22 protein-coding genes are annotated in these 24,452 nt (G+C 32.3%); 1 reads left to right on the forward strand and 21 read right to left on the reverse strand.

Annotated elements, in window-relative coordinates; genetic code table 11:
* The first annotated feature begins 50 nt into the window (after positions 1-50).
* Entirely contained in the window at positions 51-266 is a 216-nt protein-coding gene (locus CD121_RS00975) for a hypothetical protein (protein WP_017638348.1), read from the forward strand.
* A 139-nt stretch (positions 267-405) separates the two neighbouring features.
* Here the strand turns inward: CD121_RS00975 and rny are convergent, their stop codons facing one another.
* The 21 genes from rny to nusA form a co-directional block, all read right to left on the reverse strand.
* Entirely contained in the window at positions 406-1,965 is a 1,560-nt protein-coding gene (gene rny, locus CD121_RS00980; protein WP_017638349.1) for a ribonuclease Y, read from the reverse strand.
* Positions 1,966-2,225: 260 nt separating this feature from the next.
* Positions 2,226-3,272 carry a recombinase RecA gene (gene recA / locus CD121_RS00985; RefSeq protein WP_017638350.1) on the reverse strand — a complete coding sequence of 349 codons (1,047 nt, stop codon included), beginning with the start codon at positions 3,270-3,272 and terminating at the stop codon, positions 2,226-2,228.
* Between the two features lie 172 nt (positions 3,273-3,444).
* The gene (locus CD121_RS00990; protein WP_126567291.1) at positions 3,445-4,590 is read right to left on the reverse strand and encodes a CinA family nicotinamide mononucleotide deamidase-related protein; all 1,146 of its coding nucleotides are present in this window, start codon (positions 4,588-4,590) and stop codon (positions 3,445-3,447) included.
* A 165-nt stretch (positions 4,591-4,755) separates the two neighbouring features.
* Complete coding sequence (pgsA, locus tag CD121_RS00995) at positions 4,756-5,331, reverse strand: CDP-diacylglycerol--glycerol-3-phosphate 3-phosphatidyltransferase (RefSeq protein ID WP_017638352.1); 576 nt, start codon at positions 5,329-5,331, stop codon at positions 4,756-4,758.
* Positions 5,332-5,362: 31 nt separating this feature from the next.
* Entirely contained in the window at positions 5,363-5,755 is a 393-nt protein-coding gene (locus CD121_RS01000) for a helix-turn-helix domain-containing protein (protein WP_017638353.1), read from the reverse strand.
* Positions 5,756-5,774: 19 nt separating this feature from the next.
* Positions 5,775-6,611, reverse strand: coding sequence for a YmfK family protein (locus CD121_RS01005; protein WP_017638354.1), 837 nt, complete (start codon positions 6,609-6,611; stop codon positions 5,775-5,777).
* 133 nt (positions 6,612-6,744) lie between these two features.
* Positions 6,745-7,449, reverse strand: a complete 705-nt coding sequence (gene ymfI, locus CD121_RS01010) for an elongation factor P 5-aminopentanone reductase (RefSeq protein ID WP_017638355.1) — start codon at positions 7,447-7,449, stop codon at positions 6,745-6,747.
* Positions 7,449-8,735, reverse strand: a complete 1,287-nt coding sequence (yfmH, locus tag CD121_RS01015; protein ID WP_108016799.1) for an EF-P 5-aminopentanol modification-associated protein YfmH — start codon at positions 8,733-8,735, stop codon at positions 7,449-7,451. The genes ymfI and yfmH overlap by 1 nt, the downstream gene beginning before the upstream one ends.
* An 8-nt stretch (positions 8,736-8,743) precedes the next feature.
* Complete coding sequence (gene yfmF, locus CD121_RS01020) at positions 8,744-9,967, reverse strand: EF-P 5-aminopentanol modification-associated protein YfmF (RefSeq protein WP_185817735.1); 1,224 nt, start codon at positions 9,965-9,967, stop codon at positions 8,744-8,746.
* A gap of 71 nt (positions 9,968-10,038) precedes the next feature.
* Positions 10,039-10,752: a GntR family transcriptional regulator gene (locus tag CD121_RS01025; protein WP_126567293.1), complete on the reverse strand. Its 714-nt coding sequence runs from the start codon at positions 10,750-10,752 to the stop codon at positions 10,039-10,041.
* 2 nt (positions 10,753-10,754) lie between these two features.
* On the reverse strand, positions 10,755-13,157 hold the full coding sequence (locus CD121_RS01030; protein ID WP_070451333.1) for a DNA translocase FtsK: 2,403 nt from the start codon (positions 13,155-13,157) through the stop codon (positions 10,755-10,757).
* 254 nt (positions 13,158-13,411) lie between these two features.
* Positions 13,412-15,085: a ribonuclease J2 gene (gene rnjB, locus CD121_RS01035; protein ID WP_126567294.1), complete on the reverse strand. Its 1,674-nt coding sequence runs from the start codon at positions 15,083-15,085 to the stop codon at positions 13,412-13,414.
* Between the two features lie 173 nt (positions 15,086-15,258).
* Positions 15,259-17,358, reverse strand: a complete 2,100-nt coding sequence (gene pnp / locus CD121_RS01045) for a polyribonucleotide nucleotidyltransferase (protein ID WP_017638361.1) — start codon at positions 17,356-17,358, stop codon at positions 15,259-15,261.
* Between the two features lie 135 nt (positions 17,359-17,493).
* A complete protein-coding gene (rpsO, locus tag CD121_RS01050; protein ID WP_017638362.1) occupies positions 17,494-17,763 on the reverse strand; it encodes a 30S ribosomal protein S15 in 270 nt (89 codons plus the stop codon).
* Between the two features lie 112 nt (positions 17,764-17,875).
* Positions 17,876-18,847 carry a riboflavin biosynthesis protein RibF gene (ribF, locus tag CD121_RS01055; RefSeq protein WP_029055438.1) on the reverse strand — a complete coding sequence of 324 codons (972 nt, stop codon included), beginning with the start codon at positions 18,845-18,847 and terminating at the stop codon, positions 17,876-17,878.
* A gap of 12 nt (positions 18,848-18,859) precedes the next feature.
* Positions 18,860-19,777, reverse strand: a complete 918-nt coding sequence (truB, locus tag CD121_RS01060; protein WP_126567295.1) for a tRNA pseudouridine(55) synthase TruB — start codon at positions 19,775-19,777, stop codon at positions 18,860-18,862.
* Positions 19,778-19,940: 163 nt separating this feature from the next.
* Positions 19,941-20,291, reverse strand: coding sequence for a 30S ribosome-binding factor RbfA (gene rbfA / locus CD121_RS01065; RefSeq protein WP_017638365.1), 351 nt, complete (start codon positions 20,289-20,291; stop codon positions 19,941-19,943).
* A gap of 131 nt (positions 20,292-20,422) precedes the next feature.
* Positions 20,423-22,597, reverse strand: coding sequence for a translation initiation factor IF-2 (gene infB, locus CD121_RS01070; RefSeq protein ID WP_046466616.1), 2,175 nt, complete (start codon positions 22,595-22,597; stop codon positions 20,423-20,425).
* Positions 22,598-22,601: 4 nt separating this feature from the next.
* Positions 22,602-22,916: a L7Ae/L30e/S12e/Gadd45 family ribosomal protein gene (locus CD121_RS01075; protein ID WP_017638367.1), complete on the reverse strand. Its 315-nt coding sequence runs from the start codon at positions 22,914-22,916 to the stop codon at positions 22,602-22,604.
* Positions 22,916-23,200, reverse strand: coding sequence for an RNase P modulator RnpM (gene rnpM / locus CD121_RS01080; protein ID WP_017638368.1), 285 nt, complete (start codon positions 23,198-23,200; stop codon positions 22,916-22,918). Before rnpM ends, CD121_RS01075 begins: the two co-directional genes overlap by 1 nt.
* 19 nt (positions 23,201-23,219) lie before the next feature.
* Entirely contained in the window at positions 23,220-24,452 is a 1,233-nt protein-coding gene (nusA, locus tag CD121_RS01085) for a transcription termination factor NusA (protein ID WP_017638369.1), read from the reverse strand.

The following is a 24,452-nucleotide window of genomic DNA, read 5'->3' on the forward strand; positions in this document are numbered from 1 at the left end:
ATATTATGTTAGTATATGTTTATAAAATATTTAGGAGTTGTAAATAATAAATGTCTATTAATATCGATCCTGAAAAGTTTGCAGAATTAGTAGTAAGTTCTAACCCATCTAAATCAGAAGATGCAGAAGATATTGCTAAAGAAAGTTTAAAATTATACATCAATGCATACCGTTTAGCAGAAAGATACGCTAATATCGCTACTAATTGCTATGACACAGCTGAAATTATTCAAGAATTGAAGAAAACAGATTTACAATTGAAGTAAAATTTTTAATACAACATTATGATTATACGAATATCTGACGATTGATTTATTTAACATCAATCGTCAGTTTTTTTATATAATCACAAATTTTGATAATAACTAAACCCCTAACTACACAATGAGTAATTAGGGGTTTAACTTATTTAGCATATTCTACTGCTCTAGTCTCTCGAACAACTGTCACTTTGATATGACCTGGATATTGTAATTCGTCCTCAATTTGAGTTTTAATATCTCTAGCCAATCGGTATGATTTTAAATCATCTATTTCTTCAGGTGAAACTACTACACGAATTTCTCTACCTGCTTGAATTGCGAATGCTTTTTCAACACCATCATAACTTTCTGAAAGTGTTTCTAAACGCTCTAATCGACGAATGTAATTTTCTAATGTCTCTTTTCGAGCGCCAGGACGAGCGGCTGATAATGCGTCAGCTGCTGCAACTAAAATCGAGATAATTGATGTTGGTTCAACATCACCATGATGGGAATGAATAGCATTAATAATTGTTTCATTTTCACCATATTTTTTAGCTAATTCAACACCTATTTCAACGTGACTACCTTCAACTTCGTGATCGATGGCTTTACCAACATCATGAAGTAATCCAGCACGTTTCGCTAACGTAACATCTTCACCTAGTTCTGCTGCTAACATTCCTGATAAATGTGCTACTTCGATAGAATGTTTAAGCACATTTTGTCCATAACTTGTACGATAATTTAAACGTCCAAGTATTTTAACTAAGTCAGGATGCATGTTATGAACATTGATTTCGAATGTAGCTTGTTCACCGGCTTCTCTAATAATATCGTCTACTTCTTTTCTAGCTTTTTCGACCATATCTTCAATACGACCAGGATGAATTCTTCCATCAGAAACTAAGTTAACTAATGCTGTTCTAGCGATTTCTCGTCTAATAGGGTCAAAACCAGATAAAATGACAGCTTCTGGAGTGTCATCGATAATTAAATCGATGCCCGTAAGTGTTTCAAGTGTACGAATATTTCGTCCTTCACGTCCGATTATTCGACCTTTCATTTCATCATTTGGCAAGTTTACAACTGATACAGTTGATTCAGTTGTATGATCTGCTGCTAACCTTTGTACTGTAGTAGCTAGCAATTCTTTTGCTGTTTTATCAACTTTTTCTTTAGCTTCTCTTTCTTTTTCCTTAACAAGTATAGCAATATCTTGTGACAGTTCTTCTTCTACTCGTTGAAGTTGCTCATTTACAGCTTCTTCTTGAGTGAGACCGGAGATGCGTTCTAATTCTTGTTCATGCTTCATTATTAATGTTTGAACACTACTCTCTTTTGCGTCTACTTGTTGTTGTCTTTCTTCAATTTTTGATTCTTTTTGCTCTAAAATCTCATCTTTTTTATCTAACAGATCAGATTTACGCTCTAAGTTCTCTTCTTTTTGAAGAAGTCGGGTTTCTTGTCTTTGTAATTCACCACGTCTTTCACGTAGTTCATTTTCAGTTTGTTCTCGTAAAATTTGATTTTCTTCTTTTGCCTCAAGCAATTTTTCTTTCTTAGTGTTGTCGGCTTCTTTGTGCGCTTGATTGACAATATCATCGGCTGTCTGTCTAGCCTGAACCTGCTTTTGATGCAATAAATTTCGGGCAACAACATACCCTACAACAACGCCTAGAATTATACCCAGCAAAATGAGTAGGAGGCCTAATAAATTCACATAAACACCTCCTTTATCTAGGGTTTGCTCTGTATATCAAAATCAATATGATTATATGAAATTATATAAGAATCATACATACTAATTGTACGGTTTTACACTCAGAAGTGTCAAGATATCAATGCTAACTTATAAGTATTATAAAGAAATTGAGTTGTTATTTTACAAAATGTTATTTTGATTTATTTCAGTTAATGATAAATAAAAAGCAGTTTCTATATAATATCTATAGAAACTGCTTTTGAAAAATCCAATTTATTTTATTCTTCATCAAATAAAGACTTTGGCGCCTCTTCTTCTTTTTCTTCTACGTCGCCATCAAAAATTCCAAGTTTTTGTCGTAATTTTTGGTCAATTTCTTCTTTAATTTGTGGGTTTTCTTTAAGGTAGGATTTAACATTTTCTTTACCTTGTCCCATTCTATCTCCATTGTATGAATACCATGCACCTGATTTATCTACAATTTCATTTTCAACACCAAGATCAATAAGTTCTCCTTCTTTAGAGATACCTTGACCATACATGATATCAACTTCTGCAACTCTAAATGGTGGCGCAACTTTATTTTTAACTACTTTAATCTTAGTTCTATTACCAACAATTTCTTGTCCTTGTTTTAATTGTTCAGCACGACGAACTTCTAATCGAACAGAGCTATAGAATTTTAACGCTCTACCACCAGGAGTTGTTTCTGGGTTACCAAACATAACACCAACTTTTTCACGAATTTGGTTAATGAAAATTGCTGTAGTGTTAGATTTAGAAATAGCACCAGATAATTTACGTAATGCTTGTGACATCAATCTAGCTTGTAAACCAACGTGTGTGTCTCCCATTTCACCTTCAATTTCAGCTTTAGGTGTTAATGCAGCTACTGAATCGACTACAACGATATCTACTGCACCACTACGAACAAAAGCTTCTGCAATTTCAAGGCCTTGTTCCCCGTGGTCAGGTTGTGAAAGATATAAATTATCAATATCCACACCTAATGCTTGTGCGTATACAGGATCTAAAGCATGTTCGGCATCAATAAATGCTGCAACGCCGCCATTTTTTTGTGTTTCAGCAATAGCATGTAATGCTACTGTTGTTTTACCAGAACTTTCTGGACCATATATCTCAATAATTCTTCCTTTAGGATAGCCACCTACTCCTAATGCGTTATCTAACGTAACTGAACCACTTGATGTACTTGAAACTCTACGGCCTTTATTATCGCCTAATTTCATTACTGCACCTTTACCAAATGATTTTTCCATATTTTTTATTACTGTATCTAGAGCTTTTTGACGTTCGTTATCCAAAGCGAGACCTCCTAAATTGGGAATGTTTTCTGTTTAATATCTTAATTCATACTATACAAGCTTTTAAATAAAATTACAAGCGATTTACGAATATTTGTTCGTGTTATTTTATAAAACACACAAACAAAAACGAACAAACGTACTATAAAATAGTACAGAAACTAATATAATTTTATTGTTCTAGCCATTTTAATAATTTTATTAATGCATAATTTTGACTTCTGCTTCTTAATAAATTTCTATTTTGAGACATTTTAAATGATTCAATATCTAATTTATCATCATTGAGGATACCCAAATAAACATCTTTTTCATTATGCAATAAAGTAATACCCTTCTCTGTTTTAAATAAATCTTTTACATATTTAGCAGTCATATATAATTGTTCATTTATATCTAGTTCATGATCAACAAATTGTGGTGAATCTGGTAATGCGCCTTTTAATTGATCTTCTGTATCTTCATTTTTTAGACGTGTATATAACGCTCCATTGGTAACACCATCATAAATTGAAAATGTACTATTCATGTGATTCATTACAGCCGCTTCTAATGTTGTATCGTCTGAACCATAATAATATTCGCCAATGCGATTTAATACTTCTTCTTTTATTGGTTGAATTAAATCTCGACATTGCTGTTGGGTTTCAGCATTTGCTGTTAATCTGATATATACTTCATGAGAACCGGCTAGTGGCGCAATAGTAGGATTTGTTTGCTTATCAATTAAATCCATTAAGATTGTTTCTACTTTAGATTCGCCAATGCCAGCAAATTTAAGCTGTTCTGAAAAAATAACTTTATCATCATCAAGAATATATGGTAGTAATTCATTTTTAGCCATAGGTTTCATTTCTTTTGGCGGTCCGGGTAATAATACTACCTTTTTACCTTCATTTTCAACTAACATACCTGGTGCCATTCCATTTCTATTAGGAAGAACAATTGAATCTTCTATTACTAATGCTTGCTGTTTATTATTAGGTGTCATTTCTTGACCTTGGTCTTCAAAATAACCTTTAATATAATCTAATGAGGCTTCATCAGTAACTAAATCTTTGTTTAAAACTTTTGCGACTGTATGTTTCGTTAAGTCATCTTTTGTAGGTCCTAAGCCGCCTGTCAGAACAAGCATGTCAAAACGTTCTAAACCTTGACGAATAATATATTCTAAACGCTCTGGGTTGTCACCAATAACTGTATGTTCTACAACATTTTTTCCAACACCATTAAATAATTTAGACAAATATTGTCCATTAGTATTTGCAATTTGTCCTAACAGTAGTTCTGATCCAACAGCTATAATCGAAATATTCATAACACATTACTCCCCTTTAATTCTCGAATGTATGCAATATCACTATTATAAACGTTTATAACAGTAAAATCTAAGAATGAGGATTCCACATCAAACAAGATACTGAATCTGTTGAAAAATATAAAAAAACGAGTTGAAACGATTCCATTTCAACTCGTTAATTATTTAATGTTTAAATACATCTCTGCCTTTGTAGAAGTATTCAATACCAGAAAGAATTGTAAAGAATACACCGATATATAATAAAACTTGTCCAATTGGGAAACCAATCCAAGTTGCTAATGGATCACCTAATAAAATCCAAATAATAGCAACCATAGTTACTGCAGTTTTAATTTTACCTAGTTGCCCTGCAGCACTTACAAATCCTTGTTCAATTTGTAACAATCTAAGACCAGTAACTGCAAATTCTCTTGCAATAATTATAATTGCTACAACAGAGTTAGTTAAATCTAATTGAACTAATACAATCAATGCACTAGCAACTAGTAATTTATCAGCTAAAGGATCTAAAAATTTACCCATATTAGTTACTAACTGCCATTTACGTGCTAAATATCCATCGGCAAAATCACTTAATGATGCAATAATAAAAATAATTGCTCCGATAAATAGTTCTATTTTTATATCATATCCGCCTAAGAATGACATTTTCCCAAAACCAAAATTTACTAAAGCAAATAAGATAAACACTGGTATAAGTATAACTCTGAATACCGTAATCTGATTCGGTATATTCATTTTTCAACCTCATTTCTTAATACATTTTTCTTTAAAATAATAATACTGCTAAAATCCATAAAGCTAATGTTACTAATGTAACTAAAACAATAATAGCTGCAACTTGCAATGGTTCCATAGATTTACTTCGATAAGGAGGCGCTTCTTTATTAGCGAACGAAGTTATCATATCGTCTAATTGAATATGATGTTGGGGTATTTCATCTTGATGTGCCTGAATTAATTGGTTGGGTTCAATATTAACAACATTGGCATACTTTCGAATGAAACCTTCAGCATAATTACTGTTAGGTAATTGATTAAATTCATTGTTTTCTATTTGTTCTAGTGTATGACGTTTAAGTTGCGTTCGTTGCTCCAATTCATTAAGAGTCATTCCTAATCTTTCACGTCTACCTTTTAATACTTCGCCTATCGTTTTCAAAAATATGCCTCCTTAAATCCTATTCAAAAAATCCAAATCCTCCACCAAATGGATCACCAAAATCTAAATTATTTTTACTTTTAGTTTGAGCTGTTTGTTTCTTCATTTCTTCATATTGAATTTCCTGATCTTTATTTTCACGTAATTCAATAATATAGTCAAAATCATCCATGCTATAATCACATGATTCAACAAATAAATCTGGATGCTCCACTACTTTCACTGAAGGAAGTGTCATTATCTCTCTAACTAAATCTTGGTGTTTCGTATTAGATTCTCGAGCTGTAACTGCTCCGTCTATAATATAAACATGGTTCGAATCATATTCGCCTTTAATTAATGAACTTCTAACTGTTTGTTTAATTAATGTTGAGCTGATAAATAACCAACGTTTATGGGCACAAACACTACCTGCTACGATTGATTCCGTTTTACCAACTCGTGGCATGCCACGAATTCCTATTAATTTATGTCCTTCTTCTTTGAATAATTCTGCTAAGAAGTCAACAAGTAAACCTAAATCTTCACGTTCAAAACGAAATGTCTTTTTATCATCGGCATCTTGTTCGATATAACGACCGTGTCTAACAGCTAATCTGTCTCGCAATTCAGGTACACGTAATTTAGTTATATCGATTTCATTAATTTCTTTAACGATTTGTTCGAATCGTTGAAATTTTTCTAATTTATCAGTTTTAATTAATAATCCACGTTTACCTTGATCAACGCCATTAATAGTAACGATACTAATGCCTAACATTCCTAATAAACTCGAAACGTCTCCTAGCAAACCAGCACGATTCATTGTAATTTCGTATTCTAGATACCATTCTTTTCTTCTCTCAGCCACTGACACGAGTATCCACCCCTTGTTTAAACACAACTATAAAATAGACTATACTTTGATTAACAATACTCACATTATAACATCGAATTCAATATCATGTACTACAAAGTTCATGCAAAAATTTGGAGCTTACAAGTAGTTATTACAAATACCAACCACCGTTAACTTTTTGAATGGTGCCAGTAATACTTTTAGCCATAGGATGATATAAATATGAACAAGCATAAGCTATTTCATTAGGTGCAATCATACGGTGTTGAGGAAGTTCATCTAAAATTTGGTTAAGTTCATCTTCAGACCATTTGTCACTCATATTACCTGATACAAAACCTGGCGTAATTGCATTAACAGTCACTGATGTTTGTGATAATTCTTGACTTAATGATTTTACGAACCCTAGCTGAGCACTTTTCATTGTCGCATAAATTGTTTCCATACTCGCACCAGTTTCTCCCCAAATTGAAGAAATAACAATGATTCTTCCATTTTCACTTTGTCTCAATGTATCTACAAAATAACGACTTATTCTAATGAGTTGGTGGACGTGAATCTGATAAGTCATGTCAATTTGTTCATCAGTCATGTCTTGAAGCATACCGTATAATGCATTTCCTGCAGCATAAATAATACAATCAAGTTGCTGAATATGCCCAAATAAATGGTCTAAATTAACATTACCTGATAAATCGCATTGAATTAAATTAACTTTTTTATTTTGATACTGTGCCTTTAATTGGGTCTCATCGGACGTGTTAAATTGTAGATCGACTTCATATCCATCAATTAATAATTGTTCAACAATTGCTGTTCCTATTGAACCTGAACCACCTAATACTAGAGCTCTCATTATGATTTAATCTCCAAGCGACTATCAACGATTTCATCTAAATTCAAATATAGTTGTGATGTCTCGTTGACACTTTCAAGCGTAATATTTTCAACGATATCTAACATATCAAAGACACTAACTCCTTCAAAGTATAGCTTTGCATATTGATTCGCAATGTACTCAGGAGAATTAAGACTCGAAATAAATTCGCCGATAAATTGTTTTTTCAGTAATTCAAAAGCTTCAATGTCTGAAAGATTACCTTGATTTTGTTTCAATTGATTTAAAAGCAATTGTTTTAATTGATCTGGATTAGTTGTGGCACTTGTAATTATAGAAAAACTGTACGTCGGTTCTAAAACAAATTGATATCCAAATGTTTCATCAATTAAATCATTATTAAGTAATTCTTGATAAAATTCAGTCTCTTCTCCAAAAATAAGTTCATAGAAAAATGTCATTTCTAAATCACGTTGTACATATTTTTCAGGAGATTCTTCTAATGGTTGATTTTTAAATCCAAGCATCAATTTAGGGGATTGTAGTTTCATTTCTTCAGTTACAAAATGTTGATTCACAGATTGAGGTTCATCAATTTTAGCACGTTCGATTTCAGGTTGATTTGTTTTATCTCGCTGATTTTCATGTTCCTCTACAATATCAACAATATATTCTGGATCTACGTCACCTACAACAAAAAGTACCATATTAGATGGGTGGTAGAATGTTTCATAACATAAATATAAGTCATCTTTAGTAATGTCATAAATACTTTCAACACTACCCGCAATATCCACTCTAATTGGATGATTTGTATACATCGCTCTTAATGTATTAAACATTAATTTATAGCCAGGTTGTTCTTGATACATTTTGATTTCTTCTGCAATAATACCTTTTTCTTTATCTACAGTTTCTTTTGTAAAATAAGGCGTCTCAACCATAGTCAGTAATCGTTTAATATTATTTTCTAAGTGATCAGTAGCACTAAATAAGTAACTTGTACGATCAAAACTTGTAAATGCATTCGCTTGTGCATTTTCTTCAGCAAAAGCAGTAAATAAATCTTCCTCTTCTTTTTCAAACAATTTATGTTCTAAAAAATGTGCTACGCCATCAGGGACTGTCACAAATTCATTCTGCCCAAGAGGTTTAAAACGACTATCTAGTGAGCCAAATTGAGTAGTATACGTTACAAATGTTTTTTGAAATCCAGGTTTAGGAATGACAAATAAACGTAAGCCATTTTGTAATTCATGTTCATAAACTTTTTCATCTATGACCTCATAGTAATGTTGTTTCACTACTCATTTCACCCTTTCGTTAATACATAAATCGAATCTAAAACTGCTTCATTTACAAGATCTACGATATCTTTCTTAGTAACTTGATTTATGTTATTCAAAAAGTCTTCGTCAGTTTGTGGTTCATCTAACAGAATCTGATTATGTAATATTTCTATAATACTTTTGGGTCTATCTGTAGATTCGTGCCTTTGGGACGTAATGATTTTTTTAGCTAATTCAATTTTATCTTCTTCAAATTCACCTTTTTTAAATTTATCGAACTCTTCTAAAATTGTTTGTTTAGCAACTTCATATTTATCTGCTGATACACCACTAAGCACAAATAGATAACCATTTTTACCATCAATTTGTGAATGAATAGAATAAGCTAAACTTTGTCTTTCACGTACCTCGTTAAATAGTACAGATGAAGGATCTCCGCCAAACATAATATTAAACACTATAAAAGCATAGTAATTATTTTTACCATAATGCGTTGGGAAACGATATCCTAAATTTAGCTTTGCTTGATCAACATCATCAGTCTCAACAATTGGATTCGGTATGTTGCTAGCATTTTCTAATTGTTTATTATCATTTGAAGTTGTCTCAAAAATAAATGGCTCAATATTAAATTTAGTATTGATTTGGTCAATAACTTGTTGTTGATTAACATTACCTACAACATAAACAGCACAATAATCATTTTGAATCATTGATTGATATGTATTATATAAGGAATTTGGAGTCACTTTAGATATTTGTTCAATTTGACCTGTTGCTAAATATTGATAAGCTTCATTTTCAAACATATTTTCTAACAATTTTAAGAATGAATATTGCGCTTTATTATCAATCATAGCTTCTATTTTTTTACTAAGTAGTGATTTTTCTTGTTTAACAAATTTTTCGTCAAATTGTTGATTATGTATTAATGGATTCCATATTAATTCATTTAATAAATCTAACCCTTGTTCAAATAATGGGGTTTGGTCTTTGAGATAGCGTTCATTTACGATTTCAAGGGAAATTGTAATAACATGTTTATCTTTAAATTTAGAAACAAAACTATTCACATAAGCGCCATAAAGTTCAGACAATCGACGATTCAAAGCCTTATCGTCTTGCCACTTTTGAGAAGCTCTTACTAGTACTTTACTAAGCACTGATCGTTCAGTAATTGTTTCATAACCAAGTGGTGCCATAAATTTAAATGTTATCGTTGTAGTTTTAAATTTTTCAGTTGGCATCACATGAATATGTCTATTTTTATTATTTTGCTTTTCTTTATGCAACTACTTTACCTCCAATGACTTTATCATTATTTTTCTTTTGTAATTCTAAATTTCACTAAACTACTTTTCATATAATTTAAAGAATATAAAATCGGATTCTTTTCTTCATCATAATGTGTTACTTTGAGTAACATTAATCCTTCATGTGGTGAGGCATTAAGTAATTCTGATATATGAGGTTCATAATTAACCGCTTCTAAATCAGTTTCTGCATAAGTTACTATATGACCTGTTGCATCTTTAATTGCATTTAACATTGAACCATTACTTTCTTGGTAACCCGTACATGTTAAATAGTCCTTCGCAATTTTATCTAAACAATACACAACCGGTTGGTGATTGGCAGTTTTTAATCTTTCTATAATAGTAACTGGTTGTTTTTCGCCAATTCCTAAACGTTTAGCATCTAAAATGGTTGCTGGTTGTTCATCAAAATTTAAATATTCAGTCCCAGATTTAAAACCAGCACTTTTAATCATTTCAGTTATACTAATCAATTCATTTAAGGGATAAAAGAAAGGGGGCAGTGATTTCACACTTGTACCCTCTTCAAAATTATCAACTATCACTTGTTCAGTGATAAGTTCATTTATCCCATCATAAACATCATCTTTTTTTATTTGAAGTTCACGAGCAATTGATAAATTACTTGGTAATTTACTTCCATACTCTAACTCTCCAGATTTAATTTTATTTAAAATGTATTGTTTTACTCTATATTTAGCATTCATTTCCGACATAATTACACCTCATCTTTATCAATATCAACTAAAATTTGTCTTGGTTTACTTCCCTTTTGAGGACCTATAACTTGATTTCTCTCAAGATCATCCATGAGTCTTGATGCTCGGTTATACCCAATTCTAAACTGTCTTTGTAATAAAGATGTACTTGCTTTTTGTTTTTCTATAACAAATAAGTAGGCTTCATCATATAACGCATCTTCACTTTTCATTTCTGACTTATCTACTGGTGCATCAGGTTCCATTTCTTTAACATAATTAGCTTGTTGTTGTTCCACTACATAGTTGACTACATCCTGTACTTCTTGGTCACTTAAGAATGCACCCTGTATTCTTGTTTTAGTTGAATCACCATTTCCAACGTATAGCATATCACCTTTACCTAGTAATTTTTCAGCTCCTCCAGAACCTATAATCGTTCTTGAGTCTGTTTGTGAACTTACAGCAAAGGCAATTCTTGATGGAATATTATTTTTAATTATACCAGTAATAACATCTACGGACGGTCTTTGTGTAGCAACAATTAAATGAATACCTGCTGCACGTGCCATTTGGGTGATACGTTGAATAGCATTTTCTACTTCTTTACCAGCAACCATCATTAAATCAGCTAATTCATCTACAATTACAACAATATAAGGTAATTCTGCTTGTTTTTCATCTAATTCTTTATTTTGATTTCTAATATATTGATTATATCCTTCTATATTTCTTGTAGAAGAATGTTGGAATAAATCATAACGTCTTTCCATTTCCGCTACAATCTTTTCTAAAGCTTGTGCTGCTTTATGTGGGTTAGTTACAACTGGTATTAATAAATGCGGAATACCATTGTACACATTTAATTCTACCATTTTAGGATCAATCAACATAAGTTTAACTTCATGTGGCTTAGCATTTAATAACAAACTAGTAATTATTCCATTAATGCAAACAGACTTACCACTTCCGGTAGAACCCGCAACTAATAAATGGGGCATTTCGTTTAATTGAATAGTAATTGGATCTCCTGAGATATCTCTACCCAATCCGACTTCTAATTTATCATTAGAAGGGAATTTTTCTTCTAATACTTCTTTCAATGCAACTAAAGAGATCTTATCATTTGGCACTTCAATACCTACAGCTGAACGTCCTGGTATAGGTGCTTCAATACGTACATCCTTTGCAGCTAAAGCTAAAGCAATATCATTATGCAAATTAACGATTTTATTTACTTTCACTCCTTGTGCTGGTTGAACTTCATATTGTGTAACGGCTGGTCCGATTTTAATTTGAGTAACTTTTGCATCAACACCGAAGTTTTTCATTGTAGATTCTAAAACTTGACCTTTACGTTTAACTTCTGCTTTTGACGTTGATTGTTTCTGAGCTGGTTGCTTTAATAATGATAATGGCGGTACTACATAAGAAACATTCATTTCTTCTCCAGCTTCAGAAATAGAATTTTCATTTTGGCTATCATCATTTTCATTATTTGTTGATTGAGTTTGATGTTCTATTTCAGAACGATCATTATTCGTCTGTTGTTCTTTATTGCTTGGTGTATTGTCATTTGCTTCATGATCAAATAATCGTTTTTTACGTTTTGGTTGTACTGTCTCTTTCTCAGAATCACTATGACCATATATAGGTATATCACTGTCTTGTTGTACTTCTGGTAAATCTGTAACGTCTTTTACTACATCATTTTCTTGTGAACGATGGCGCTTTTCGATTCTTTCTGCTTTATTTTTGGCTTTTTCTTCTTTTTTAGATTTATTATTTTGTCGGTTTTCTTTTAAATTTTGAGAAGCTGATACTGTAGTAGTTTTTATACCTTCTAATATTTTTTTAGATACATCACGATGTCTTAAGTTTAATAGCAAAATAATGCTTGATGCTAAAAGTAAAATCGTAATAATGATAACACCGACAATAGAAATGAGCGGAATACAAATTTCTAGTAAATAATAGCCAATCAATCCGCCACCAAAATTTGGAAAATGATTATGTTCATATGATTTATAAACATAAGACAATACTGGTTCTCTTTCAGAAACGATACCTTTACTAAAGTGATAATATAGCTGAGCTATAAATAGTAATGCAAATTGTAATGTAATTGAACCTACTGTTCTTCTTGTTTTAGGTATTTTCTTAGAATATGTGATAAAACCTGTTGCTAATAAAATTAAAATATATGTTAAATATCGACTCATTCCGACAAAATAATTAAAGAAACTATCAATCATTCGTCCTATGATGCCTAATTGAAAAGCACCTAAAATGATTAAAATAACCACAACGATAGCAATAATATATCTTAATGGACTCTCAGTTTGCTTTTTCTTTGTGGTTGTTTTCTTTCTAGTTGTATTTGTTTTTTTCTTTGTCGGCGATTTTTTCTTTGCTTGTGGCAAATTGGTACACCTTCTTTTTATAATCTTTCATATGTATAATAAATAACTTTTGTGCCAATAATTTAAGGCTTTTTTAATAAGATGAAAGAGGCAAGGACACTTACACTCATAATAGAAACATTTCGTAAAATAAAGAATGTATTCGAATCATTCCTTATACTTACAATAGTCTATTGAAGTTCAAAGTCATATATTTCAAATGACTAAAAACAATGTGAGTATGTCCCAACCTCTTTAAATTATATTTATAATGATTATATTTCTGAAATGACTGGAATAATCATTGGACGACGTTTAGTACTTTCGAAAAGTAATTTGCTAATTTTGTCTCTCATATTTTGTTTAATATCTGACCATTCAATACGTTTTTCTTGTAATCCTGCTTCAACGATTTCACGTACTTTTTCTTCAGCTTCTTTTAATAAGTCTTCGCTTTCTCTAACGTAAACAAAACCTCTTGATTGTATTTCAGGTCCCGCTGCAATTCTGCGATTTTTAGGATCAAGTGTAACTACTGCAATAAAGATTCCGTCTTCAGCTAATAAATGGCGATCTCTTAATACAATATTACCTACATCACCGACGCCGATACCATCGATTAATATATTACCTGAAGGTACTTTTTCATTTAATACCATATTTGTACCGTCATAATTAATAACATCACCTTTTTCAACAAGGAAAATCTTTTCAGGTGCAACACCTGCTTCAGCTGCTAATTTAGCATGCGCAATTTGCATTTTAAATTCACCTTGAACAGGTATAAAGTATTCTGGTTTCATAATATTAATCATCATTTTTAGTTCTTCCATACATCCATGACTTGATGCATGAATCTTTTTATTATTAGGAATAATATGTGCACCTGCACGTACTAATTCATTTAATGTATTAGCGATAATAACTTCCATATTAGCTGATGCTGTAATTGCTAAAAATACTGAATCACCTTTTTCGATGTTCATAATTTTATGTTTTTGTTGAGCCATTTGACTTAATGCTTCTACAGGTTCACCTTGCATACCTGTTGCAATAATAATGACTTCATTTTTAGGATAATTTTCAACTTCGCTAATTGGAATAAGTAAATCTTTCGGAATATCAAAATAACCCATTTTACGTGCAATATTAAATGAACTTTCTAGTGAACGTCCTAAGAAAGATACTTTACGATTTAATTGGCTCGCAATATTTAATACTTGTTGTATTCTTATAAAGTTTGAAGCATAGCATGATACAATAAGACGTCCATTTACTTTAGCAAATGCATCGTACATGTGATGTTCAATCACGTTTTCAGGTGTATTGTATCCTGGTTTTTCAGCTTCAGTAGAGTCACTGATTAAAGCAAAGACTCCTTCTTCTCCAATTTCAGCCATACGTTTAAAGTCTGGTGAGTATTGTCCACTTAAACTTTGATCAAATTTGAATTCACCTGTGTATACAATTGAACCATAAGATGTGTGAATACAGATACCTAAACTATCGGGGATACTATGTGTTGTATTAAAGAAACTAATATTCACATTTTTAAAACGCATAACTGATTCATGGTTAACTGAATAGTAACGAACTTTTTTATTAATATTACGTGATTTCATAATCTCTTTAACAAGGGCAATTGTTAATTTAGACCCGTAAACAGGAGCATCAACTTGTTCTAATATATAACTTACGGCACCCATTGCATGTTCATGTCCATGTGTTAGGAAAATGCCTTTTAATTTTTCTTTATTTTCAATGACATATTGAATGTCTGGAATTACGATATCTACGCCTAACATTTCATCTTCTGGAAACATTAAACCAGCATCAAGCATAAACATCTCATCGTCTACTTCAACGATATACATATTTTTCGCAATTTCTCCTACACCACCAAGTGGTATGATGCGAATGTCTTTATTTTTTTTCTTTATTAAACTCAAAATGTTACCTCCTATATTTTATCCCCGTCCATATATAAACTCACCATTTATTATAAGTTAAAATGGGCTTGATGTACACTATTAATCAATGTCATCACTGCTTTAATATAAAAGGTTAGCGAAATATAAAAAGATTGGAACCCTTTATAAAGATTCCAATCATTTAAACAATATTATTTTTCGTTTATAGCTTTATGTGAAGCGTTGACACGACCTTGTTTGTCAATTTCAGTTACTTTAACTTCAATTGTGTCTCCGATTTTCAACACGTCTTCTACTTTATTAATACGTTCAGTAGAAATTTGTGAGATGTGTAATAACGCATCTTTACCTGGGAATAATTCAACGAAAGCGCCGTATTTTTCAATACGTTTAACTTTAGCATTGTATACTTGACCAACTTCAGCTTCACGAGTAATTTCTTCAATTATTTCACGTGCACGATTAATCATTTCTTGATCTACTGCACCAATAAATATTTGACCGTCTTGTTCGATATCAAGTTTAACGCCTGTTTCATCAATAATTTCATTGATTTTTTTACCGCCTGGTCCAATGACATCTCTAATTTTTGATGGGTTAATATTCATTGTAACAACTTTAGGTGCATAGGCACTTAGTTCATTTCTAGGTTGATCAATAGTTTGTAACATATGATCCATAATAGCTAAACGACCTTGACGCGCTTGTTCTAAAGCTTCTTCAATCACTTCACGAGTTAAACCGTCAATTTTAATGTCCATTTGGATAGCAGTAATACCTTCTTTAGTACCTGCAACTTTAAAGTCCATGTCACCTAAAGCATCTTCCATACCTTGAATATCCGTTAAAATAGTATAACTATCTTCACGAGTAACAAGTCCCATAGCGATACCGGCAACTGGTGCTTTAATTGGCACACCTGCATCCATTAAAGCTAATGTTGAACCACAAATAGACGCTTGTGAAGATGAACCATTAGATTCTAATACTTCACTTACGATTCTTACTGTATAAGGGAAATCTGAAGTATCAGGTATGATGTGCTTAAGTGCTCTTTCACCTAATGCACCGTGACCAATTTCACGACGTCCTGGTGCTCTTACTGGACCCGTTTCACCAACTGAGAAGTTAGGGAAATTATAGTGATGCATAAAACGTTTTTCTTCTTCTGGTCCTAGGCCATCAATTAATTGATAATCTCCTAAAGCACCTAATGTTAATACTGACAATGCTTGTGTTTGTCCACGAGTGAATAAACCAGATCCATGTGCTCTAGGTAAAAGACCAACTTCAGATTCTAATGGACGAATTTCATCAGGTTTACGACCATCAGGACGAATTTTTTCGTCTGCGATTAAACGTCTTACTTCTTCTTTAACCAAATCATTTAAGATTGCATAAACTTCTTTAATTAAAGTTTCATTATCAGGATCTTCTTCATCGATAAATTCAGCAACAATGTCTTCTTTTAATGCATCTAAATTAATGTCACGTTGTTGTTTATCAAATGTTAATACAGTGTCTTTTAAACCTTTTTCTTCTGTTAAAGATTTAACCTTTTCAACAAGTGCTTCATCTCTTTCAATTGGAATAAATTCTTGTTTTTCAGGTTGAATATGGTCAATAATTTCTTGTTGGAATGCAACTAAGCGTTTAATTTCATCATGACCAAAGAAGATTGCCTCAAGCATTTCGCTTTCAGTAATTTCGCTAGCACCCGCTTCAACCATGTTAACAGCGTCTTTATGACCTGCAACTTCTAGGTCTAAACGTGATACTTCTTTCTCTGCAACAGTTGGATTGATAACATATTTTCCGTCAACATAACCCACATTTACACCAGCGATTGGTCCTTGGAATGGAATATCAGAAACACTTAATGCCATAGATGAACCTATCATTGCAGCCATTTCAGGTGAGCAATCTGGGTCTGCACTAAGTACAATGTTCATAATTTGCACATCATGTTTGTAACCTTTAGGGAATAATGGACGAATTGGTCTATCAATTAAACGTGCAGTTAAAGTTGCATCATCACCTGGACGTCCTTCTCTCTTTTTAAATCCTCCAGGAATTTTACCTGCAGCATACATTTTTTCTTCATAATTAACTGTTAATGGGAAAAAGTCACCATCACGTGGCTCTTTAGAAGCAGTTGCAGTTGATAATACAACTGTATCACCATAACGAACTAAAACAGCACCATTAGCTTGTTTGGCTAACTGTCCTGTTTCAATTGTTAATGATCTGCCAGCCCATTCAGTTTTAAAAACTTTCTTCTCTTGAGACATTATGAATCTCCTCTCTAAATTCTATTACTTATATCATATCACTTATTACTTTCAATTTATATTAGTTCTTATTTGTTAGAGAATAAAAAAAGGAAAGTACCAATCGAATGGTGCTTTCCTAATTTATTATTAAGATTAACGACGGATACCTAATGATTTAATTAATTCACGGTAACGTTGAATATCTTTACCACGTAAGTAGTTTAATAAATGTCTACGACGACCTACCATTTTTAATAATCCACGACGTGAATGGTGGTCTTTTTTGTGCTCACGTAAATGCTCGTTTAAAGCTGAGATTTCAGCAGTTAAGACAGCGATTTGTACTTCTGGAGATCCAGTGTCTGCTTCGTGAGTACGGTATTCTTTAATTAATTCATTTTTACGTTCTTGTGAAATTGCCATTATCAATTTCCTCCTTTATTGTATATACACCTTTATCCGAGTTAGGCGTCGGAGTCTCGACCTACTAAGAAAAAGGTTGTGGTTAAAACGAATCAACTCGTTTTAATCAACTTTATATATTATATGATACATCATCACCGAAATCAACTGATAATAAATATTTTGCACGCGCTTTATCATCATTCATTTGTTCAACCAATGGATCTATACCATCAAATTTTATTTCCGGTCTTAAGAAATGATGCCAATAAACAACTACACGTTCACCGTAAATATTTTCATCGAAATCGAAAATATTTACTTCGATAACTACTTCGGCTTTAGCTGGGTCATGGAAAGTTGGTTTAACACCTACATTAGCAACTCCACGGAACAGCTTTTGTTCTGCTCCGATTTCCATACTTACAGCGTATACACCTTTTTTTGGTAATAAGTAATCATCGCTAGGATGAACATTTGCAGTTGGAAAACCAATAGTACGGCCTCGTTTTTCACCTTGAACTACAGTACCTTTGATTTTATATAAGTAACCCAATTCTTCATTGGCTTTTTGTAGTTCTCCATTTTGCAATGCTTCTCTAATAGCAGTCGTTGATATTTTTTCTTCGCCTAGTTCTTGTCTACCAACTATAGTAGTGTTAAAGTCTTCTACCTCATTTAACACTGACATGTTACCTTTACCGAATTTTCCAAATGTAAAATCAAATCCTGCAATAACTTCTTTAACATTATTTTTAATAATATATTCTTCTATAAATTCTTCAGAAGTAACATTAGCAAATCTAGATGAAAAATTGATGACAATACAGTAATCAACACCATGTGCTTCAATCATGTCAATTTTATCAGAAAGTGGTGTTAAATAAGTTGTTCTTTTACGTTCTGGATTTAACACAACTGATGGATGCGGATCAAAGGTCATAACTGCTTTTTTCAATCCGTGTGATTGCGCTTGTTCATCTAAAGTTTGAAAAACTTTATCGTGCCCTTTATGCATACCATCAAAGAAACCAAACGCCATCGCAACGTTTTCATTTATTCTTTGATTTTCTTGAATTGGATGGGTAATTTCTATCACTTTCATAATAAATCTCCTTTAATTAAATACTTTTTTAGGTTTTAATTCTCCTGGTTTATCTGGATGTATGATATATATAGCCAACACTTTTTGTGATGCATTATCTACAAATACAAATTGATCATCATTAATGTTTTCGAACTGCTTTTTATAAAATTTTTGTCCGTTTAGGATGCGTTGTTTGATTTGATCATCTGTAACCATTTGTTGTGGTAAACCTTTCAAACCATATTCTATAGGAAACAATTTATCTTGTAACGAATCATGCTCATGCAAATTTTTAATATCTTCTAATGACAAACTTTGTTCTAAATTAAAGCCTCCAGATTCAATACGAGTTAATAATGACATATGAGCAGGATACCCTAGTTTAGCACCTATATCAGTAGCTAGTGTTCGTATATATGTTCCTTTACCACAACTAACTGCTATATCAAAGTGACATTCTTCCCCATCAAAACGTAATGGTGATGTACGTTTAATAATTTTTATAGTGGCTTGTCTTATTGGTCTTTCAACCGTTTCATTATTACGTGCATATTCATATAATCTTTTGCCGTTAACTTTAACGGATGAGTACATAGGTGGAATCTGTTCAATTGTACCTTCGAATTGTTTAATAACGTGATCTACTTGTTGTTCAGTTAAATCAGTTTCAGTAACCGATTTATGCTCAACTGTTTCTCCTGTCTGGTCTTCTGTAGTTGTGCTTCTTCCAATGGTTACTGTGGCTTCATATGCTTTCCCCATCTCCATAACATAATCGCTTACACGAGTCGCAGGCCCTACACAAATAGGTAATACGCCTGATACTTCAGGGTCTAATGTTCCAGTATGTCCTATTTTTTTAGTATTAAGTATTTTTCTTAACTTAAATACTACATCATGGCTAGTTAAGCCTCTTTCTTTAAATACTGGTAATATACCGTTATACATGGTTTCACACCTTTTTTATTATCAATATTATTATCCCTGGCTATTATACCACTACTAATTAGTAATATGATTCGTTTGATAGATATTTAAAATCTATTCAGTCATTTTATATGTATTTAGCCTGAGAAAAAAGTTTCCCAGGCTAAGTGTTGTCATGCTATATTTATTTATCTTGTTTGTGTAAATCTTGAATCATACGTTCGATTTTATTTCCGTATTCAATGGATTCATCATATTCAAATGATAATTCTGGAATGATACGTAATCTCATGCGTGATCCAAGCTCAGATTTGATAAAGCCTTTAGCTTTTTCTAATGCTTTAAATGTGTTGTCGACTTCTTTTTTATCGCCTAAAACTGTTAAATAAACTTTTCCTTGAGATAAATCATTTGTTAATTCAACATCAGTAATTGTGATAAAACCAACACGTGGGTCTTTCACTTTATTGTTAACGATATCCATGATTTCTTTTTTCATTTGTTCGCCAACACGTTCTGCTCTCATATTGCTCATCTTTGTCACCCTTTCTAAATTTTTCTTTAGTTAAAATAAGAGGTGAGATCAAGGCAATTTTCTTTTCAGAAACTTAACGTTGTTTCAAAAAGTGTCGCCAGTCTCAACCTCGAATAAATCATTAGTATAAATTATCTTTTAATTTCAACCATTTCGAACGCTTCAATAATGTCGCCTTCTTTTAGGTCATTGTATTTTTCAATTGTAATACCACATTCATAACCTTGAGCAACTTCTTTAGCATCGTCTTTAAAACGTTTTAGTGTATCTAATTCACCTTCAAATTGTACGATACCATCACGGATAACACGTACACCTGCATTACGTGTAATCTTACCGTCAGTAACATAACTACCTGCAATTGTACCAACTTTAGATACTTTAAATGTTTGACGTACTTCTGCTTGTCCAATCACTTGTTCTTCAAATTCAGGATCAAGTAAACCTTTCATTGCTGATTCAATTTCTTCGATAACGTTATAGATAACGCGATGTAAACGCATATCTACATTATCAGCTTCAGCAGCACGTTTTGCTCCTGAATCAGGACGAACGTTAAATCCGATGATAATACCATTTGATGCATTGGCTAATGTTACATCTGATTCATTAATCGCACCTACAGCAGTGTGAATGATACGTACGTTTACACCTTCAACATCAATTTTCATTAATGATGCAGCTAATGCTTCAACAGAACCTTGAACGTCACCTTTAATAATCACGTTTAAGTCTTTCATTTCACCTTGTTTCATTTGTTCAAACAAGTTATCTAAAGTAACATTTTTACTTTCTTGACGTTGTTGGATAACACTTTCTTCATGACGTGCTTCACCAATACGACGAGCTTGTTTTTCGTCTTTAAATACTACAAAGCGATCGCCTGCTTGAGGTACATCGTTAATACCAGTAATTTCAACTGGAGTTGATGGACCAGCAGTTTTAATACGTTGTCCTAAATCATTTACCATAGCACGAATACGTCCATACGTATTACCAACTACGATAGAATCACCTTGGTGTAATGTACCGTTTTGTACTAATAGTGATGCAGCTGGACCACGTGATTTATCTAATTCTGCTTCAATTACTGTACCTACAGCTTGTTTTTCTGGGTTAGCTTTTAATTCTTGTACTTCTGCTACTAAACCAATCATTTCTAATAAATTATCGATACCATCACCGCTTAAAGCTGAAAGTGGTACAAAGATAGTATCGCCACCCCAGTCTTCAGGAATTAAACCATATTCTGTTAATTCTTGCATAACACGGTCTGGATTTGATGTTGGTTTGTCAATTTTATTAACTGCTACAATTGTTGGAACATTGGCTTCTTTCGCATGGTTAATTGCTTCAATAGTTTGAGGCATAACACCATCATCAGCAGCTACTACTAAAATTGTAATATCTGTCACTTGAGCACCACGTGCACGCATAGTAGTGAAAGCTGCGTGTCCTGGTGTATCAAGGAAAGTGATTTTTTTACCTTCATTTTCAATTTGATAAGCACCAATATGTTGAGTGATACCGCCAGCTTCACCTGCTGTTACTTTAGTGTGACGAATTGAGTCTAGTAATGTTGTTTTACCGTGGTCAACGTGTCCCATGATTGTTACTACTGCTGGACGCTCAATTGCATCTGGATCTTCTGATTCATCATCGAAATAAATTGATAAGTCTTCTTCTTCAATAACAACTTCTTCTTCGATTTCAACACCATAGTCATCTGCAATTAACTCTAATGTCTCTTGATCTAATGATTGATTAATATTTGCAACAATACCTAATAAGAATAATTTTTTAACAATACCTGAAGATTCAACATTTAACTTATCAGCTAATTCGCCAACTGTAATACCTTCTTGGTACGTAATTTTTGATGGCATTTCTTTAGGTTCTGCTTGTTGTTGGTTGTTTTGTTTTTGGTTGTTCTTTTTATTGTTTTTATTATTTTTGTTATTCTTATTATTTTTCTTATTATTGTTGTTATTTTGATTATTTTGGTTGTTTTGTTGTTTACCTTTGTTGTTTTTATTCTGACCACTTTGATTATTTGATTTATTATTATTTTGTTTCTGATTGTTTTGTTGTTTGTTTTCAGATTTTTTGTGATTATTTTGAGTATTTTTAGTGTTTTCTTTGCTTTGTTCTGGCTTGAACTTTTTGTCTAAAGCTTTAATTTGGTCGTCTTCTAAAGCTTGCATGTGATTTGACACTTCAACGTTCATACTCTTTAATTCATCTATAATCTCTTTACTCTTTAGATTTAATTCTTTCGCATATTCGTAAATTCTTTGTTTACTCATATAATCACTCCTCACGATATTCATCTATCATAGATAGCAATTTTTTGGCAAAACCTTGATCAGTTAAACCTACATTTACCCTCTCACCTTTACCAATAGCTATCCCTAACTCTTCTCTAGTTCCAAATACCCTTAATGGCACTTTATAACTCGAAGTTTTATTTTGTATTAATTTCATAGTGTTAGGAGAAGCATCATTAGCTAATATAACTAATTTTATATTGCCTTTTTGCATATCATTGACAATAACTGATTCACCCGTTTTCACTTTGCCAGCTCTCATTGCAAGCCCTAAAAAATTAAATATCTTCTCATTCATTATTTTGGAATCTCTTCTCTATAAATTAAACGAATAACCTCTTTATAAACAGGTTCTAATTGTTCTTTTGACGCTTTAAAATATTTTTCTAAAACTTCTTTTTGTTGTGCGTTTTCTACTAATTGGACATCTTTAGAAACATAAGCACCTCGTCCTTGTTTCTTACCAGTAGCGTCAGCAAAAATTTCGCCTTCTTTATTGATCACAACTCTAATCATATCTTTTTTAGGATGCATTTCATTCGATATGATACATTTACGCATTGGAATTTTTTTCTTTTTCATGTTACATCATCACTCCAACCTATTTTTCTGTATCTTTATCTTCAACAGAAACGTCATCTGTTTCTTCTAATTCTTCATCTGTCTCAGCAGCTAATTCTGCAGTTGTTAAATTAGATTCTTCTAAATTCACATCATCAAATTCAACATCTTCGTCACCTGTATTGACTACTTCGTCCGCAATAGGTTCAGTTTCAATAACAGGATAAATACCCGCTTCACGTGCATCGCTTTCAGATTTGATATCAATTTTCCATCCAGTCAGTTTAGCAGCTAAACGTGCATTTTGACCACGTTTACCAATAGCTAATGACAATTGATAATCTGGAACGACAACAACTGTTGATTGATTTTCTTCATCAACAATGACTTCTAATACTTGTGATGGACTTAATGCATTTCTTACAAATACTTTAGGGTCTTCATTCCATTGAACGATATCAATTTTTTCTCCACCTAGTTCTTCAACAACCGCTTCTACACGTGCACCTTTAGAACCTACACATGCACCAACTGCATCGATATCAGGATTTTCAGAATAAACACTGATTTTAGAGCGATCGCCAGCTTCACGTGCAACAGATTTAACAATAACTGTACCGTCAAAGATTTCAGGTACTTCTTGTTCAAATAAACGTTTTAGTAAACCTGGATGGCTTCTTGAAACATAAATTTGAGGTCCTTTAGTTGTCTGTTCAACTTTATTAACAAATACTTTGATTCGTTCGTTTGGAATGTAACTTTCATTAGGACTTCTTTCAGCCTCAGATAATACTGCTTCAATACGGCCTAAATTTACGTATACATATCTATGATCAACACGATCAATAACACCTGTTAAAATGTCTTCTTCTTTGTCGATAAATTCATCATAAAGAATTTCTCTTTCAGCATCTCTTAAGCGTTGCATAACAGCCTGTTTTGCAGCTTGAGCACCTACGCGTCCGAAATCTTGAGGTGTTACGTCTTCTTCGTAAATGTCACCAATTTCATATGCTGGATTTTTAACTAATGCTGTACTAATATCCACTTCTTCTCTGTCATCGAATACTTCTTCAACAACTTCTTTTCTTGCTATAACTTTGAAAGTACCTTCATCCATGTTTAACTCTACTCTCACGTTTCTAGCACTATCATAGTTTTTCTTATATGCTGTAATTAAAGCTGCTTCAATTGCATCAATTAAAACTTCTCTAGGAATTTTCTTTTCCTTTTCTAAATATTCAGTAGCTAATAATAATTCATTACTTGACAC

It is taken from the genome of Staphylococcus pasteuri, assembly GCF_003970495.1.
GTDB classification, from domain to species: domain Bacteria; phylum Bacillota; class Bacilli; order Staphylococcales; family Staphylococcaceae; genus Staphylococcus; species Staphylococcus pasteuri.

Excerpts from the sequence above, each read along its gene's own strand:
- CD121_RS00975 (WP_017638348.1), top strand. The coding sequence starts at position 51 with ATGTCTATTAATATCGATCCTGAAAAGTTTGCAGAATTAGTAGTAAGT.
- CD121_RS00990 (WP_126567291.1), bottom strand. The coding sequence starts at position 4,590 with ATGAATATTTCGATTATAGCTGTTGGATCAGAACTACTGTTAGGACAA.
- pgsA (WP_017638352.1), bottom strand. The coding sequence starts at position 5,331 with ATGAATATACCGAATCAGATTACGGTATTCAGAGTTATACTTATACCA.
- ymfI (WP_017638355.1), bottom strand. The coding sequence starts at position 7,449 with ATGAGAGCTCTAGTATTAGGTGGTTCAGGTTCAATAGGAACAGCAATT.
- yfmF (WP_185817735.1), bottom strand. The coding sequence starts at position 9,967 with ATGCCAACTGAAAAATTTAAAACTACAACGATAACATTTAAATTTATG.
- CD121_RS01025 (WP_126567293.1), bottom strand. The coding sequence starts at position 10,752 with ATGTCGGAAATGAATGCTAAATATAGAGTAAAACAATACATTTTAAAT.
- pnp (WP_017638361.1), bottom strand. The coding sequence starts at position 17,358 with ATGTCTCAAGAGAAGAAAGTTTTTAAAACTGAATGGGCTGGCAGATCA.
- rpsO (WP_017638362.1), bottom strand. The coding sequence starts at position 17,763 with ATGGCAATTTCACAAGAACGTAAAAATGAATTAATTAAAGAATACCGT.
- ribF (WP_029055438.1), bottom strand. The coding sequence starts at position 18,847 with ATGAAAGTGATAGAAATTACCCATCCAATTCAAGAAAATCAAAGAATA.
- truB (WP_126567295.1), bottom strand. The coding sequence starts at position 19,777 with ATGTATAACGGTATATTACCAGTATTTAAAGAAAGAGGCTTAACTAGC.
- rbfA (WP_017638365.1), bottom strand. The coding sequence starts at position 20,291 with ATGAGCAATATGAGAGCAGAACGTGTTGGCGAACAAATGAAAAAAGAA.
- infB (WP_046466616.1), bottom strand. The coding sequence starts at position 22,597 with ATGAGTAAACAAAGAATTTACGAATATGCGAAAGAATTAAATCTAAAG.
- CD121_RS01075 (WP_017638367.1), bottom strand. The coding sequence starts at position 22,916 with ATGAATGAGAAGATATTTAATTTTTTAGGGCTTGCAATGAGAGCTGGC.
- rnpM (WP_017638368.1), bottom strand. The coding sequence starts at position 23,200 with ATGAAAAAGAAAAAAATTCCAATGCGTAAATGTATCATATCGAATGAA.